The sequence below is a fragment of the Bauldia sp. genome, assembly GCF_020442045.1.
GTDB lineage: Bacteria > Pseudomonadota > Alphaproteobacteria > Rhizobiales > Kaistiaceae > Bauldia.
Genome location: NZ_JAGRLA010000035.1, coordinates 26,521 through 41,577, shown reverse-complemented (window position 1 = coordinate 41,577; position 15,057 = coordinate 26,521). Strand labels below are relative to the sequence as shown.

The 15,057-nt window shown below is 68.2% G+C and carries 16 protein-coding genes; 2 read left to right on the top strand and 14 right to left on the bottom strand.

Annotated features, from left to right (window positions below; all coding sequences use genetic code 11):
• Positions 1-190, top strand: a 190-nt coding sequence (locus KDJ86_RS04385) for a hypothetical protein (protein ID WP_291743417.1), incomplete at its 5' end; no start/stop codon positions are given.
• Between the two features lie 21 nt (positions 191-211).
• Here the strand turns inward: KDJ86_RS04385 and KDJ86_RS04380 are convergent.
• From KDJ86_RS04380 to dhaL, 14 genes are all read right to left on the bottom strand, one after another.
• Positions 212-1,675, bottom strand: a complete 1,464-nt coding sequence (locus KDJ86_RS04380; protein ID WP_291743415.1) for a Mur ligase family protein — start codon at positions 1,673-1,675, stop codon at positions 212-214.
• Between the two features lie 63 nt (positions 1,676-1,738).
• Entirely contained in the window at positions 1,739-2,905 is a 1,167-nt protein-coding gene (locus tag KDJ86_RS04375) for a DegT/DnrJ/EryC1/StrS family aminotransferase (RefSeq protein WP_291743412.1), read from the bottom strand.
• The gene (locus tag KDJ86_RS04370) at positions 2,902-3,999 is read right to left on the bottom strand and encodes a glycosyltransferase family protein (RefSeq protein WP_291743410.1); all 1,098 of its coding nucleotides are present in this window, start codon (positions 3,997-3,999) and stop codon (positions 2,902-2,904) included. Before KDJ86_RS04370 ends, KDJ86_RS04375 begins: the two co-directional genes overlap by 4 nt.
• A gap of 25 nt (positions 4,000-4,024) precedes the next feature.
• Positions 4,025-5,683, bottom strand: a complete 1,659-nt coding sequence (locus tag KDJ86_RS04365) for an asparagine synthetase B family protein (protein WP_291743409.1) — start codon at positions 5,681-5,683, stop codon at positions 4,025-4,027.
• A 101-nt stretch (positions 5,684-5,784) separates the two neighbouring features.
• The gene (gene rfbA, locus KDJ86_RS04360) at positions 5,785-6,654 is read right to left on the bottom strand and encodes a glucose-1-phosphate thymidylyltransferase RfbA (RefSeq protein WP_291743406.1); all 870 of its coding nucleotides are present in this window, start codon (positions 6,652-6,654) and stop codon (positions 5,785-5,787) included.
• Positions 6,651-7,535 (bottom strand): dTDP-4-dehydrorhamnose reductase, encoded by an 885-nt coding sequence (gene rfbD / locus KDJ86_RS04355; protein WP_291743404.1) that lies wholly within the window; start codon positions 7,533-7,535, stop codon positions 6,651-6,653. Before rfbD ends, rfbA begins: the two co-directional genes overlap by 4 nt.
• Positions 7,532-8,602 carry a dTDP-glucose 4,6-dehydratase gene (rfbB, locus tag KDJ86_RS04350; protein WP_291743400.1) on the bottom strand — a complete coding sequence of 357 codons (1,071 nt, stop codon included), beginning with the start codon at positions 8,600-8,602 and terminating at the stop codon, positions 7,532-7,534. Before rfbB ends, rfbD begins: the two co-directional genes overlap by 4 nt.
• Before the next feature lie 7 nt (positions 8,603-8,609).
• Positions 8,610-9,173, bottom strand: coding sequence for a dTDP-4-dehydrorhamnose 3,5-epimerase (gene rfbC / locus KDJ86_RS04345; RefSeq protein WP_291743398.1), 564 nt, complete (start codon positions 9,171-9,173; stop codon positions 8,610-8,612).
• Positions 9,174-9,340: 167 nt separating this feature from the next.
• On the bottom strand, positions 9,341-10,324 hold the full coding sequence (gene dhaK, locus KDJ86_RS04340) for a dihydroxyacetone kinase subunit DhaK (RefSeq protein ID WP_291743395.1): 984 nt from the start codon (positions 10,322-10,324) through the stop codon (positions 9,341-9,343).
• 28 nt (positions 10,325-10,352) lie between these two features.
• Complete coding sequence (locus tag KDJ86_RS04335) at positions 10,353-10,781, bottom strand: hypothetical protein (protein WP_291743394.1); 429 nt, start codon at positions 10,779-10,781, stop codon at positions 10,353-10,355.
• The gene (gene ptsP, locus KDJ86_RS04330) at positions 10,778-12,385 is read right to left on the bottom strand and encodes a phosphoenolpyruvate--protein phosphotransferase (protein ID WP_291743392.1); all 1,608 of its coding nucleotides are present in this window, start codon (positions 12,383-12,385) and stop codon (positions 10,778-10,780) included. The genes KDJ86_RS04335 and ptsP overlap by 4 nt, the downstream gene beginning before the upstream one ends.
• Positions 12,369-12,674, bottom strand: a complete 306-nt coding sequence (locus KDJ86_RS04325) for an HPr family phosphocarrier protein (protein WP_291743390.1) — start codon at positions 12,672-12,674, stop codon at positions 12,369-12,371. The genes ptsP and KDJ86_RS04325 overlap by 17 nt, the downstream gene beginning before the upstream one ends.
• 25 nt (positions 12,675-12,699) lie before the next feature.
• Entirely contained in the window at positions 12,700-13,089 is a 390-nt protein-coding gene (gene dhaM / locus KDJ86_RS04320) for a dihydroxyacetone kinase phosphoryl donor subunit DhaM (protein ID WP_291743387.1), read from the bottom strand.
• On the bottom strand, positions 13,086-13,694 hold the full coding sequence (gene dhaL / locus KDJ86_RS04315) for a dihydroxyacetone kinase subunit DhaL (protein WP_291743385.1): 609 nt from the start codon (positions 13,692-13,694) through the stop codon (positions 13,086-13,088). Before dhaL ends, dhaM begins: the two co-directional genes overlap by 4 nt.
• Positions 13,695-13,978: 284 nt before the next feature.
• On the opposite strand from dhaL, the gene KDJ86_RS04310 reads away from it, so the two are divergent.
• Complete coding sequence (locus tag KDJ86_RS04310) at positions 13,979-14,947, top strand: isopenicillin N synthase family dioxygenase (protein WP_291743382.1); 969 nt, start codon at positions 13,979-13,981, stop codon at positions 14,945-14,947.
• The last annotated feature ends 110 nt before the right edge of the window (positions 14,948-15,057 follow it).

The window sequence follows — 15,057 nt, the reverse complement described above, 5'->3', positions numbered from 1 at the left end:
GGAGGCGCATCGGCGCCTGGGCGAGTCGCACCGGCAATTGCGGGAGGCGCATGGGAAACTGTCGGAGGCGCACACGCAGTTGATCAAGAAGCACAAGCGGTTCGTCCGGCGCTTCAACAGGATCATCCGGACATCGCGGGAGAAGCGCCGCCGCGGGATTCTCGGCTGGTTCGGCCGCGGGCGGGGATAAAGGCGGCGGGAGCGCAGCAGCCTAGCGCCGTTCGCCGAGCAGGCGGACCAGCGATGCGCCGGTGTCGAGGTCCTGTTCGGGCAGGGTGGCGACGACGACATCGCCGTCACGCAATGATCGTCGCAATCCATCCGCCAGGGCGTCGTCCGCACCGAGGCGCACGACGTCCTGCCCGGCCCGGACCAGCTCCGATTCGAGAAGCTCCATGCTGAACGGGCCTCCCGGCCACGACCGGCCGGGTTCCGGCTTGTGCTCGTATGCGGGCAGCAGCACGACGGAATCGACCCCGCAGAGGGCGTCGGGCAGGTCGCGCTGGTAGACCCATTCCCTGCCGCCGGTCGCGCGCGGCCGAATGATCGAGACGATGCGCCGATCGGGGAATCGCTGTCGGGCGCTCTCGAAAAGCTGTCGGAGCGCGCGGGGATGCGACGCCTTGTCGGTGAGCAGCGTGAAGCGTCCGACCTGCCGTGCCTCCTGCCGGTTGGCGACCCCGCGGAACAGGCCGAGCGCTTCGGCCGATTGCCCGGCGGAGACGCCAAGATGTCCGGCGGCCGCCACCGCCATGGCCGCGTTCATCACGTTCATCCGGCCGGCCAGCGGCAGGGTGAAATCGCTGCCCATGAACCGGAAGCGCGATTCCGTCGGCCGGCCCTCCAGCGCCGCGATGCGGTGGGTCGCGCCGGAGGAGAAGCCGACGAGCGTCACCGGGCACGGAGATGCGGCGGCGAGCGCGACGGCGTTGTCGTCGTCATCCGGAAGGATGAGGCAGCCATTGGCGGGCAGGATGCCGACGAGATCCGCGAAGACCGCGGCCACCGCGCCGGCTCCGGCATAGAGATCCGGGTGATCCTCGAGGATGTTGGTGACGAGGACGACCTCGGGATTGTATTTGAGGAATTTCGGGCCGGGATCGTCGAAGCAGGAGGCGTATTCGTCGCCTTCGATGACCGCGAAGCCGGCCCCGGCGAGCCTTGCCGGCTCGGCGAAATTCCCGGCAAAGCCCCCGATCATGTAGTCCGGCCGGCCGCCGGTGGATTCGAGGATCCAGGCGAGCATCGCCGTGGTCGTGGTCTTGCCGACGCCGCCGGCGACCACCGCGTTCCGCGAACGGCGGAGGGGGCCGTCGCGCAGCAGTGCCGGAAAGGAGCGCCAGGCGAGGCCGGCATCGATCGCGTGCCGCAATTCCGGGTTTGACGGTCGGATGCGCTTGCCGACGACCACGAGGTCGACGTCGTCGGGGATATTGCCGGGAGCGAAGGGCGAGCTGACGGAAATTCCGGCGGTGGCGAGGTAGCCGTCCATCGGCGGGTAGGTGGCCTCGTCCGAGCCGGTGATCCGCCATCCCTCCCGGGCCAGCGCCGCGGCGATCGCGCCCATGCCCTTGCCGCACACGCCGAGGAAATGGGCCTTCGGCTTGCCGGCCCCGCCGGAGGGCAGGATGATCCGCGCGGCGGAGGCGGGGACCTGTTCCGAGCCGCTGGTCAACACGCCCTCCCGTCCGGTCTCGTGCTTTGGCCGGGGCGGATTTCCGCCACCGCGTCGCCGATCTCAGCCTTGCGACACGGCACGGACGACCCTTTCGATGATCTCGTCCACGGCGGGACCGGCAACCTCCGGCTGGATCGGCAGGCTCAGCAAGCGCGCCGCCAGCGCATCGCCCCCGGCAAGCGGTCCGGTCGCGAATCCAGCGAAGGCCGGCTGGCGGTCGAGCGGGTCGGCATAGTGGACCGCGGTTCCGACACCGGCCGCGAAAAGCGCCTCGCGCACCCGGTCGCGATCGTCGACCTCGATCGCGAATTGATGATAGACCGAACCGTCATCCTCGGGCGGCAGGCCGATCCTTCCGGCGACGGTCGCGGCCGAAAGACCGCGCCGGTAGCGTTCGGCAATCCGGCGGCGCTCGGCATTGCCGTCATCAAGCTGCGGCAGCAGCACGCACAGGATCGCGGCCTGGATTTCGGACAGCCGGGAGTTGAGGCCCGCGATCTCGCTCCGACCGCGAACCTCTCCCCAGCCATGCTCGCGAAGCGCCCTGGCACGTCGGGCAACGTCGCCGTCATTGGTCGTCACCGCACCGCCGTCGCCGGCGCAGCCGAGATTCTTCGTCGGGTAGAAGGAGAAGGCCGCGGCCTGTCCGAAGGTGCCCACCGCGCGGCCGCCGATCCGGGCGCCGTGCGCCTGGGCGCAATCCTCGATCACCGGCAGGCCGAGCGCGTCCGCGACCGTCATCAGTCGCGGCATGTCGACCGGATATCCGTGGAGGTGGACCGGCACGATGGCGACGGTCTTCGGGCCGGCCGAGGCGGCGATCCGGTCGATGTCGATGAGACGCGACCGCGGATCGACATCGACGAAACGCGGGACATGGCCGCCGAGCAGGATGGCCGAACCGGTTGCCGATGCCGTCATGGCGACGGTCAGGATCTCGCCTCCGCGCGGCAGGGAAAGGGCGCGAAAGGCGATGGCCAGGGCGTCCGTGCCGGAGCCGACGCCGATACAGTGATCCACGCCGAGATATGAGGCGAAATCCCGCTCGAAGCGGGCGACGGCGGGGCCCACCCCGTAATGGTCGGATTCGAGGACCTGCCGCACGGCTGCCGCGACGGCCGCGCCAAATCGCCCGATCCTGAGGCGGGGGGCCGCCTGGGGGATGAAGCCGGTCGTGTCTCCCGGCCCGCGCCCGGAGCGGTCAGGAGCGGCAGGCGCGAGCGTCATCGGTCTTCCATCCTCGTGATCTGGGCGCCTATGGAGCGCAGCGCCGATCGCCATTTCGTCGGCTCGAACGTGACGTGCCGATCGTTCAGGTTGACGACCGGCGACCAGGTCCGCAGCATCCCGGCCAGCGCCCGCCGCTCGGCCGGCTCGTTTCGCTCCGCCATTCCGTGTTCGGCGAGGATCGTGCCGTAGAGGTCGATCATCTCGCCAATCATGCGCGACCCGTCACAGGCGGTCCGGCTGAGGGCGGTCACGCCGCGCAGGGTCATCGCGTCATAGGTTTCGATCGCGGCCACGATGTCCGCGACCGACGGCGGCACGGCATTGAAGGGGATCGTGAAATTGGCGGCGCGAAACCGTTCGAAATTCTCCGGCAGCACCATCTCCCCGCAGCTCGTCATGCCGAGGACGATGACCGCGCAGCCGCAACACAGCGCTTCGATCGCCGACAGGCCGCAGGCGAAGACGAGGTCGAAGCCGGGGAGGAAGCCCTCGGGCTGCTCGATCCGGTTGCCGAAGGGGCGACCGACGCAATGGAATTCGAGCGCGCATTGCTCGGCCGCCGCGCGAGCCGCCTCGAAGGTCCGGCTCTCCGGCCGATGGTAGCTGCTGTAGAAGAGCGCTTTCGACGGGCGTGCCGGCGGCTCGCGGACGTTGGCGAAGCGCGACAGGTCGGCCGTGTTCTGGACGACGACGAACGACTGCCTGGGCAGTCCCATCTCGATGGAGAGCCGGTTGGCAAGCGATCCGGTCATCGTTCCGTAGCGGTAGATGCGCGGATGCGGCTGGGGCGAACTGAAGGCCGCCGCACCATGGACCTGGTAGAATGCCGGCGCGTCCGGACAGCGGGTCAGCGCCACCATCGTGTCGACCGTGTGCTGGCCGTGGATGATATCGGGGGCGAAGCCGATGTCGTTCCAGTCGGTGCAGACCCGGACCCCATCGGCTGCCATGCCGCGCGCCGCGTGGGGATGCGGCTCGGCAAGGACCACCGCGGTGTGCCCGCGCCGCTCGAGCCCGAGCGCGAGGTCCCGCGTGAAGGTCTCCTTTCCTCCGATCAGATCGGAGCGCAGGGTCGGGATGAGAACCTTCAAAGACGGGTCTCCCGAAGGACTCGGCTCACGTGTCGAGTGCCCGAGCAATCTGGAAACAGAGTTGTGCCGATACGGATGTGTAGTCGCCGCTGAACTGCTTTTTGGTCCGGCCGCGCGACGCCGTCAGGCACCGTTTATATTCTTCGTTCGAAGGCCCCTGGGTGGAATACCATGCCGAATTCAGCTTCGTCCATTCGGGGCGTTTGTCGGGAGGCACATCCTTCAGCCGTGTTTCGACGCGCTTGGTGATGACATTGGAACCGCCAGCCACCAACATGCCGGAGCTGAGCCCGTCCAGATAAGGAGAATAGAAGACATCCTTCCTGGTCTTCTCCTTCATTCGAATCGGGATCTTGAACCCGAGCGCGAGAGCGCTGCGCGTCATGAACGGCTCGTAGATCGGGTATTCGCGATGCGCCGCTTGGAAATGGGCGATATGCGCCTGGCGGGCGGCGGGATAGGCCGTGACGAGACTCTGTTCGTGGTCCGCGGTGATGCCGAGCAAGGCATCGGATTGCTGCCAGCGCCGGGAAATGGCGTCGGCCGTCTCGCTGTCGAGGGTCGTGCTGAAGGTCGTCAGCGCCCATCGCGGCGCGTCGGCCGGTATGCGCCCGAGCCGGACCGCGTGCCGGCGCATTGTATAGAAGGGGTTCGCGAAATGGAGGATCGTGTCGGCCATGTAGCCGCCCAGCAGAAACGGGCTCGTGACTTCTCCAAGCACCTGATCGGTGAAATGCGCATGGTCACGGTCCATGTGCGATGGAATGACGGGCGCATTCCTGACCATGCGCTCTCCGTAGGCGCCGCGCGGCGGCGAGACGCATGTGTGCGGCACGCCCATCGCGTGCGCCGCCCGTTTCGCTATCCAGAACTCCTGGTTTCTTATCGGCGTCACCGTGATCGCATCGACGTCGAGCAGCTTCTCCCGGGTCGCCATGGCGACCAGGAACCTGGTGTCGAGCCCGGCGCTGAGCGTGGAAGTCCCCTTGTTGCCGAGTTCGGTGCGAATCCGCTTGAACGTCCGGGTAACACTCTTCTGAAGGCGGCTCGCCCATTCTTCGGGCGTCTTGTCAGGCAGCGGAAGTGGCGCTGTCCAGTACTGGACGGACGACTCAAGGCCATTGGGGGTCAATGTGACGTGTGAGGCCGGAGCAACCTGCTTGATTCCCTTGTACAGCGTGTTGGGAAAGGACAGCTGCGTCGTCGCAAGAAACTCCTGCGCCGAAAGCGGATCGACTTCTGTCCGGACGCACAGTGCGATCAGATCGGGACTGGTGGCCAGATAGAGGTCGCCTTCGAAGACTCCATAGAAGAGCGAGACCGCTCCCCAGGCGTCGGTGACGATGTCGACGGATCGCGAAGCCCGCGCCCGGATCAGCGCGGCGGGGTGGTCAGGCTCCACGGAGCTTGGGTCCGCTGTCCATTTTCGAGCGACACCGAGGGTTCTCTCGGCACCGCCGTGCCCGCGAACCGGGACCTTGGAGGTCAGGGGGTCGCCGAGGATGCAAAACAGGTCATTGTCGACGACGGATGGTGCATAGCCCCAATAGGGGGTGTCCGTGGCAACGAAGGCTCCCCATGGTCCGGTGGCCTTGTGGGTGACAGGCTTCGCGGTTGGCTGTTCGGCCAAGACCCCCGTGATCTCGCCGGCCAGGGAGGGGTCGCTGCAATAGATCAGGTCCATATGGGTCGGCTCGCCCCCTGGTGGTGTCTTCCCGGCTCCAACCTAGAGGCTCGGGCCGGAGATAGACAACGTGCCGGTTGTAGAGCGTTCGCCGGCCGGCGTCACGGAAGCAGGGCCGCCAGCGCCCTTCCGTAATCGGATTGCCCGAGGCGCTCGGCGTGTTCGGCCAGTTTCGCCGCGTCGATCCAGCCATGGCTGTAGGCGATCTCTTCCGGTGACAGGATCAACTGGCCCTGTCGCCTTTGCAGGACATGGACGAATTCGCCGGCCTCGAGCAGCGACCGGTGGGTGCCGGCGTCGAACCAGGCATAGCCGCGACCGAGGCGCTCGACGGCGAGTGCTCCGTCCCTGAGATAGGACTGGTTCAGGTCGGTGATCTCGAATTCGCCGCGCCGGGACTTGCGCAGCTCGCGGGCCCGATCGACGGCGGTGCCGTCGTAGAAATAGAGGCCAATCACCGCCCAGTGGGATTTCGGCGCCCGCGGCTTTTCCTCGATCGAAATCACCCGGTCCCCGTCATCGAAGGCAATCACGCCGTAGCGCTGCGGATTGTCGACCCGGTGGGCGAAGACGGTCGCGCCGGATGCCCGCTCGCCGACACGGGCCAGGGTTTCGGGGAGGCCATGGCCATAGGTCAGGTTGTCGCCGAGAGCGAGCAAGCAGGGATCCTCGCCGATGAAGTCCGCGCCGATATGGAATGCCTGGGCCAGCCCGTCCGGAGTCGGCTGTGGCAGGAAGGAGATCGACAGCCCCCAATCCGAGCCGTCGCCGAGCAGCGCGCGGAAGGCCGGCAGATCATGCGGCGTGGTGATGATCAGGATCTCCCGGATGCCGGCAAGCATCAGCGTCGACAGGGGATAGTAGATCATCGGCTTGTCGTAGATCGGCAAGAGCTGCTTGGAGGCCACCCGCGTCAGCGGGTGGAGCCGGGTTCCCGAGCCGCCGGCGAGGATGATGCCCTTGCGGTTCAACGGGCTTCTCCATTGTCGAGGAGTTCGGCGACAACCGCGCGGGTCGCCTCCTGCCACGGCCGGGCGCGAAAGCCGAACGTCCGCTCGAAGAGCGCGGAATCGAGGGCGGAATTCGCCGGCCGCGGCGCGATCGTCGGGTAGTCCGAGGTGGAAATGGGATGCACGGTGACGGCCTTTCCGGTGATTGCGTTCGCGCTTTCCATGATTTCCCGCGCGAAGCCATACCAGGTGGTCTCGCCGGTTCCGGCCAGGTGATAGGTTCCAAACCGGAACCGGCCCTTCGTGGCAAGCGCCATCAGCAGGATGGTCGCCTCGGCAATATCCGCGGTGGCGGTCGGGCAGCCTCGCTGGTCGGCGACGACCCTCACTTCGTCGCGCTCCCGTCGCAGGCGAAGCATGGTCTTGAGAAAGTTCCTGCCGTAGCGGCCATATACCCAGGCGAGCCTGATGATGACGTGTCCGGCGTGACGGGAGCGGATGGCTTGCTCGCCGGCGAGCTTGCTCCTCCCGTAGGCGCCAAGCGGCGCCGGCGGATCGTCCTCGCGATAGGCGACGGTCTTCTTGCCGTCGAAGACATAGTCGGTCGAGTAGTGGATCAGCGGCAGGCCGGCCGCCGCGCAATGTCCGGCCAGTATCCCGGGACCGGTCGCGTTGGCTCGCATCGCGGCGTCCGGCTCTCTCTCCGCCTGATCGACATCCGTGTAGGCGGCCGCGTTGATCACCACGGCCGGTTTCGCGGCGGCGATGGCCCCGGCGACCTGGCGCGCGTCGCAGATGTCTGCCTCGCCACGCGTGAGGGCGGTTGCCGGCATCCCGGCGGCGGCCGCGCGGGCGGCAAGCTCCTGTCCGACCTGACCGCCGGCTCCGAAGATCAGGATCACGACGTCACCCCCAGCCGCTCGCCGCGATAGGTGCCGGCGCGGATCGGTTCCCACCAGTCCCGGTTCGCCAGGTACCAGCGGATGGTGGCGGCGAGGCCGGACTCGAAGCTCTCCCGCGGCGCCCATCCGAGCTCCCGCCTGGTCCTGGTCGAGTCGATGGCGTAGCGGAGGTCGTGACCGGGACGATCCTCGACGAAGGAGATGAGATCGGCATAGCCGCCGCCCGACGGACGTGGCGCCTCCCGGTCCATGATCGCGCAGAGGGCGCGGACAACCTCGATATTGGTGCGCCGGGCGTCGCCGCCGACGTTGTAGACGGCGCCGGACCGGCCGTGCTCGGCGATGGTCAGAAGCGCCCGGGCATGATCGTCGACGAACAGCCAGTCCCGGATGTTCTCGCCCGAGCCGTAGACCGGCAACGGCCGCTCATCGAGGCAGTTGAGGATCATCAGCGGAATGAGCTTCTCGGGGAACTGATAGGGGCCGAAGTTGTTGCTGCAGTTGCTGGTCACCACCGGCAGGCCGTAGGTGCGATTCCAGGCGCGCGCCAGGTGGTCGGCGCCGGCCTTGGAGGCGGAATAGGGCGAGTTCGGCCGGTAGGGCGATTCTTCGGTGAAGCCGCTGTCGGGGCCGCCGGATCCGAAAACCTCGTCGGTCGATACATGATGGAAGCGGAAGGCCGTCCGGCGCTCGTCGTCGAGGCTTCGCCAGTATCCGAGCGCCGCCTCCAGCAGCGAGAAGGTGCCGACGAGGTTGGTCTGGATGAAGGCGGCCGGTCCGTCGATCGAGCGGTCGACATGGCTCTCGGCGGCGAGATGCATGACCACGCCGGGCCTGACCTCGGCGAGGAGCCGGGCCATCCCGGACGCATCGGCGATGTCGGCCTTGACGAAACGGTAGCGGGAATCCCCGGCGACCGGGGCAAGCGAAGCGAGATTGCCGGCATAGGTCAGCTTGTCGGCGACGACGACGCGATGCGGCGTTTCGGCGATCAGGTGGCGGACAACCGCCGAGCCGATGAAGCCGGCCCCTCCCGTAACGACGAAGACCTTGCCTTGCGAATCCATGAGCGGCTCACACCGAGAAGGGCGAATCCAGTTCGCTCAGGCCTGGGAAGCCGGCATCGCGATCGTTCACCGTCACCGTCTCGTTTCCAAGCGGCCAGGCAATGGCGACATCGGGGTCATCGTAGCGCACGCCGCCTTCCAGGTCGGGCGCGTAGTGATGATCGCTGAGATAGATGATCTCGGTGCCCTGTTCGAGGGTACAGAATCCATAGGCGAATCCATAGGGCACGAAGAACTGGTGGCCGGCTCCGGCATGCATCGTCGCGCCTGCCCACTTTCCGAAGGTCGGCGACCCCTTCCGAAGATCGACCGCAACACTGAAGAGCGAGCCGCTGACGATGCGGGCGAGCTTCGCCTGGTTCGCCGGCGGACGCTGGAAGTGGAGGCCGCGAATGGTCCATTTGTTGTGCGAGAAGGAGTGATTCTCCTGGACGGGCTCGAAGCGGATGCCGAGGGATGTGAAGAAGTCCTTGCGGAATATCTCCTGAAATCGTCCGCGTTCGTCCTCGAAGATCCTGTTCCTGATCAGGATGACGTCGGGAATCGACAGCCTTTCATACGTGATATTCATGCGTTCAATCCGCGCGACCTGGACAAATGCGGGAGGCGCGCGGCAGGCAGGATTGCTCCGGCGGCGCGCAAGAGCCCGACCGGCCTACGGGCGGATGGTGCGGGCGTCAAGGGATCGGTGGTCCGGACGGGATCGAGGATGATCGCTGGCGGCGGCGCGAGGTCCGCCTACATCCCCAGACGCAGTGCCGCGGTGTGAGCCGGCGCGTCCCACAGGCGGGCGATCTCGTCGTCGAGCCTGGTGACGGTGAGGGAACAGCCGGCCATCTCGAGCGACGTGACGAAGTTGCCGACCAGCGAGCGGGCGACGCGGTACCCGCGCGCCTCGAGCTTCGCCCGGGCCTCGTGATACATCAGGTAGAGCTCCATCAGCGGCGTGCCGCCGAAGCCGTTGACGAGGAGGAGCGCGTCGCCGGCATCGCCGAGTTCCGAAGCAATCGCCGTGATCATCTCCTCGGCGATGGCGGCGGCCGGTTCGAGCTTGACCCGGCGCCGGCCGGGCTCGCCGTGGATGCCGACGCCCATCTCCATCTCGTCGTCGCCGATCGCGAAGGTCGGGGAGCCGGCGGCGGGAACCGTGCAGCTGGTCAGCGCGACGCCCATCGAGCGGGTGGCGGCGTTGACCCGGTCGCCGAGCGCCTTGAGGTCGGCGAGGGAGAGCCCTTCCTCCGCCGCGGCGCCGACCACCTTCTCGACCACCATCGTGCCGGCGACCCCGCGCCGCCCGATCGAATAGGTCGAGGTCTCGACCGCGACGTCGTCGTCGGTGACGACGGTCATGATCTCGCGGCCGGCCATCTCCGCCGCCATCTCGAAATTCATCACGTCGCCTTCGTAATTCTTGACGATGAAGAGGACGCCGGCGCCGCCGTCGACCGCCTCGGCCGCGGCGATCATCTGGTCCGGGGTCGGCGAGGTGAAGACCTGGCCGGGACAGGCGGCGTCGAGCATGCCGTGGCCGACGAAGCCGGCATGGAGCGGCTCGTGGCCGGAGCCGCCGCCGGAGATCAGCGCCACCTTGCCGGGCGCGGGCGTCGCGCGGCGGACGAACTTCCGCTCGTCGCCCATCGCAACGATATCGCCATGGGCGGCGACGAAGCCGTCGAGGCTCTCGGCGAGAATGGTCTCCGCGCCGTTCATGAATTTCTTCATCGGTCTTTCCTCCCTTGTCGGGGACGCGTCAGGTCTGGGCGATCAGGCGCGTCAGTCTCTGGATGAAGTCGCCGACCATCCGGTCGAGCTCGTGGTTGCGGGCCTCGTTGCCGAGGTCGGGCAGATAGACGGTATGGGGACGTGAGTGCGGTCCTTCATGAGCAACGGCGGTGCGCCTCGGATGGGCGAGCGCATAGGCGCCGAGGAAGCGCTTCCGCTCGTCCGCTGCGAAGTGGCAGATCTCGAAGATGGTCTCGAGGTGACGGGCCGGGATCGGCGTCGCATAGGCCGGGCTGGTGATTTGCGAGACGAAGCTGCGGTTCTTGCCGAGCGCGCCGGCGAGCCGCTGGCGCGTTCCCGACGGGCGGGTGTCCATGACCTTCTGGAGGATCGCCTTGTAGCGACCGACCGCCTCGCTGTCGGGGGTGGGGCCGGCACGTCGCTTCCTGGCGCTCATGACGACCCGGCGACAGTTTCGGCAATGGCGAGCTTGGCGCGGCCGACAAGGGCTGGCGCGACCGAGAGCGTCCGCATGCCGGCCGCGACGAGGGCGGGGATATGGGCCGGGTCGCTTGCCATGTCGCCGCAGAGACTGACGTCCCGACCGAGCTCGGCGCCGGCCTCGACGACGTTGCGGATCAGGCTGGCCACCGCCGGGTGCCCGGCATCGTTCAGGGCGGACACCGCCGCCGTGTCGCGGGCGCTTGCCGTCACATACTGGGTGAGGTCGTTGCTGCCGATCGAGAAGAAGTCGGCTCGCGCATAGAGCGCCGGTTCGATCGCCACCGCCGGCACCTCGACCATGATGCCGAGCGCCGGCCGGCGGCAGGCGGCGCCCTCGGACGTGAGATCGGCGACTGCCTGGTCGAGCAGCGCGGCCGCGGCCTCGATCTCGGCCGGCACCGTCACCATCGGCAGCATGACCTTGACGTCGCCGAGCGCCGCCGCGCGGGCCATGGCGCGGAGCTGGACCATGAAGACATCGGGATGGACGAGCGAGAGGCGGATGCCGCGCGTGCCGAGGAAGGGGTTGGATTCGTCGTCATGGGTGAGTCCGGCGACCGGCTTGTCGCCACCGGCATCGAGGGTCCTGAGCACGACCGGGCGTCCGTCCGCCCATTCGACGATACGGGCATAGGCGCGAAGCTGCGTCTCCTCGTCGGGGAGGCCGGCCGGGCGGTGGAAGAGGAACTCGGTCCTGACCAGGCCGATGCCGTCGCAGATCGCCGGATCGAGCGCGTCGAGCTCCTCGGGCTCGGCGACATTGATCATCATCCGGATGGCGACGCCGTCACCGGTCACGGCCGGCAGCCGCAACACCGATTCCTCGCGTGCGGCGCGCGCCGCGGCCTGCTTCCGTGCCGTCTCGTAGGCGGCCCAGTCGGCCTCGCCCGGGTTGAGGATGATACGCCCCGTTTCGCCATCGACGATCGCCACATCGCCGTCGCCGACCGCGATCGTGCCGATGCCGACCACCATCGGCACGCCCCGCGACCGGGCGAGCATCGCGACGTGGCTGGAGGGGCTGCCGGCGAAGAGGGCGAGGCCGCCGCCGGCGGCCCAGTCGACCGACAGGAAGCGGCTCGGCGTCACGTCCTCTCCGGCGAGCACGGCGCCGGGCGGCGTCGCGTCGTCGCCGGCTTGTGTCAGCGCGCGCAGCACCCGGTCGCGGATATCGGCGAGATCGGCGGCGCGGGCGCGGAAATATTCGTCGGCGGTCGCCTCGTAGTCGGCGATCTGGACGGCGATCGCGTCCGACCAGGCGGTGACGGCATCGCCGCCGCTGGCGATCGCGGCAAAGGCGCCGGAGGAAAGGGAATCGTCCTCGAGCATGGCGATCTGGAAATCGAGGATATCGGCGGCGTCGCCTTCCAGCCCCGCCGCGAGGCCGGCTATCGCCTCGATGGCGGTGGCGATCGCCGCCTCGAGATCGGCCCGTTCACGGGCGGGGTCGCCGCTCGGGTTTCGTCGCCCGGCCTCCGGCCGGTCGAGGCGCACGACCGGACCGGCGGCGATCCCCGGCGCGGCGATGCGGCCACGCCGTTCAACCGCCGGGCGCATCGGCTCCCGCCTCGTCGAAGTCGCGCTCGACAAGACCGATCAGGGCCGCGACCGCGTCGTCGGCATCGGTCCCGGCCGCGCGGATATGGAGCTCGGTTCCCTGCGGCACCTTGGCGGCCATCACCTTGACGATGCTCTTGGCGTCGATCCACGGCCCCTCCGCCGAAAGGCCGAGCTCGATGGTCGCGCCGAAGGTCTTGGCAAGCTTGGTGAGCTTCACCGACGGACGGGCGTGGAGCCCGACCGCGTGGGTCAGGAGGACGGTGGCTGATGCTTGCCGGTCTGACATTGCCTCTTCCCTGCCCGTCGCCCGGTCAGCCCGGCGACAACTCCTCGGCCGTCCGTTTGACATCGTCGAGCGAACCGCCGCCCGAGGCCTCGGTCGCCGCCATGACGGCGCCCTCGACGACCGGCGCGTTGCAGATGACGATCCGGCCGCGCCGTTCGGCCGGCTGCATCTCGATCGCCATTTCGCTGTTGGTCTCGGCGCCGCCGAGATCGACGAGGATGGCGATGCCGCTGTCCGACCAGGCGGCGTCGATCGCCTGCATGATCGTCTCGACGCTGGTGCCGAGACCGCCGGAGGGATCGCCGCCGCAGAAGGCGAGGGGCACCTCGTCGCCGACCATCTGGCGCACCATGTCGGCGGTGCCGCGCGCCACGTCGGCGGAATGCGAGACGATGACGATGCCGACGTTGCTCATGCGGAGGGCTCCAGGACGGCGGTGACGGCGTGAACCATGAGGGCGCTCGACCGGGCGCCGGGATCCATATGGCCGATCGAGCGGTCGCCGAGGAAGGAGGCGCGGCCGCGGATCGCCTTCATCGGCACGGTCGCCTCGGCGGCGTCGTCGGCAGCAGCGTCGAGATCGCCGCCGCTCGCGAGCGCCGCATGGACGGGCCCGAGGACGTCGAGCATCGTCTTCTGGCCGAAATCGGACTTGCCGCGCGCCTTGACCGCGTCGATCGCCGCGCCGAAGGCCGCGATCAGCGCGGTGCGGTCGGGCTCGGCCGGGAGATGCTTGCCGAGGGTCATGAACAGGGTGCCGTAGAGCGGGCCCGAGGCACCGCCGACCTTCATGACCAGCGCCATGCCGACCGAGGCGAGCGCTTCCGGCAGCGGCTTGGCGGCGTGGGTGTCGATATCCGCCATCACCGCCTCGAAGCCGCGCTTCATGTTGATGCCGTGGTCGCCGTCGCCGATCGCCTGGTCGAGCGCGGTCAGTTCGTCAGCGTGGTCGAGCATCGCCCGGGCGACCGATTCGATCAGCCGGCGGCGGGTCGCTTCGTCGGGAATCATGGCGGGCATCGGCCTGCGGAGTCCTTGCATTGGGGAGGCAGCCAGGCGCGCCTCCAGGCCGGCGACAGGCCCCGAAACACAAATAGCCGCGGTGTGATGGAGGGCGTCGGCGTCCTCCCGGTATCCGACGCTGTGTTTAGTAATTTAGTTTAGTGAAGCACAATTTACTAAACACGGCAAGCCGTCGCGCGAATTTTTCGATGCCGGCGGCACTGGAGCCGCAGGCTGGCATGGTTCATGGATGGGAGGGGCAAGACGGAACGCCACTGCCACCAGCCCCGGGAGCCCAAGCCATGACAGCCGCCGCCGACACCCTGCCCGTCGTCGATCTCACCCCCGGTCCCGGGGCGGACGAGCGGATAGCCGGGGAGATCGGGCAGGCGGCGCGCGGCGTCGGCTTCTTCTTCGTCACCGGCCACGGCATTCCGACGACCCTGATCGACGAGGTGTTCGGCGAGTCGGCCCGCTTCTTCGCCCTCGACCTCGAAGAGAAGGAGAAGCGGTCGATCCGCACCTCGCCGCATAACCGCGGCTATGTCGCCATGCAGGGCGAGAGCCTCGACCCGTCGATGCCGGCGGATCTGAAGGAGGCCTTCAACATCGGCCTCGATCTCTCCCCGGACGATCCGCGGGTGATCGCCGGCGAGCCGTTCCGCGGCGTCAACCTGTGGCCGGACCTTCCCGGCTGGCGCGACACGATGCTTACCTATTTCGACGCGGTCTGGTCGGTCGGGCGACGGCTCCATCGCGGCGTCGCGATCGATCTCGGGCTCGCGCCCGACTTCTTCGAGGACAAGCTCGACCAGCCGATGGCGACGCTGAGGCTGCTGCATTATCCGACCCAGCCGGTCTCGGCGGCCGAGGGACAGATCGGCGCCGGCGCCCATACCGACTATGGCGACGTCACGCTGCTCCTCACCGACGACGTCGGCGGCCTCGAGGTGAGGACGCGGAGGGGGGAGTGGATCACCGTGCCGCCGCGGCCCGGCACCTTCGTCTGCAACATCGGCGACTGCCTGATGCGCTGGACCAACGACCTCTATGTCTCGACGCCGCATCGCGTGGTCAATCGCGGGGACGACCGCTATTCGGTCGCCTTCTTCCTCGATCCCAATCCCGACGCGACGATCGCCTGCCTGCCGACCTGCGTCCCGGACGGGGAGCCGGCCCGTTATCCGCCGATCTCGGGAGCCGACTACCTGATGGACCGGCTGGCGCGGACCTACGATTTCCTCGCGGCCGGCAGGCCGGTCGACGCCTGATCCGCGGCGGTCGTTGCTGCATATGATTTAAGCTGAATCGGCACTGCCGGGCAGGCACCTGCCGGAATAATGGCCGACGCCCCCGGCGGGTCGCCGGCGATGATGTCAGC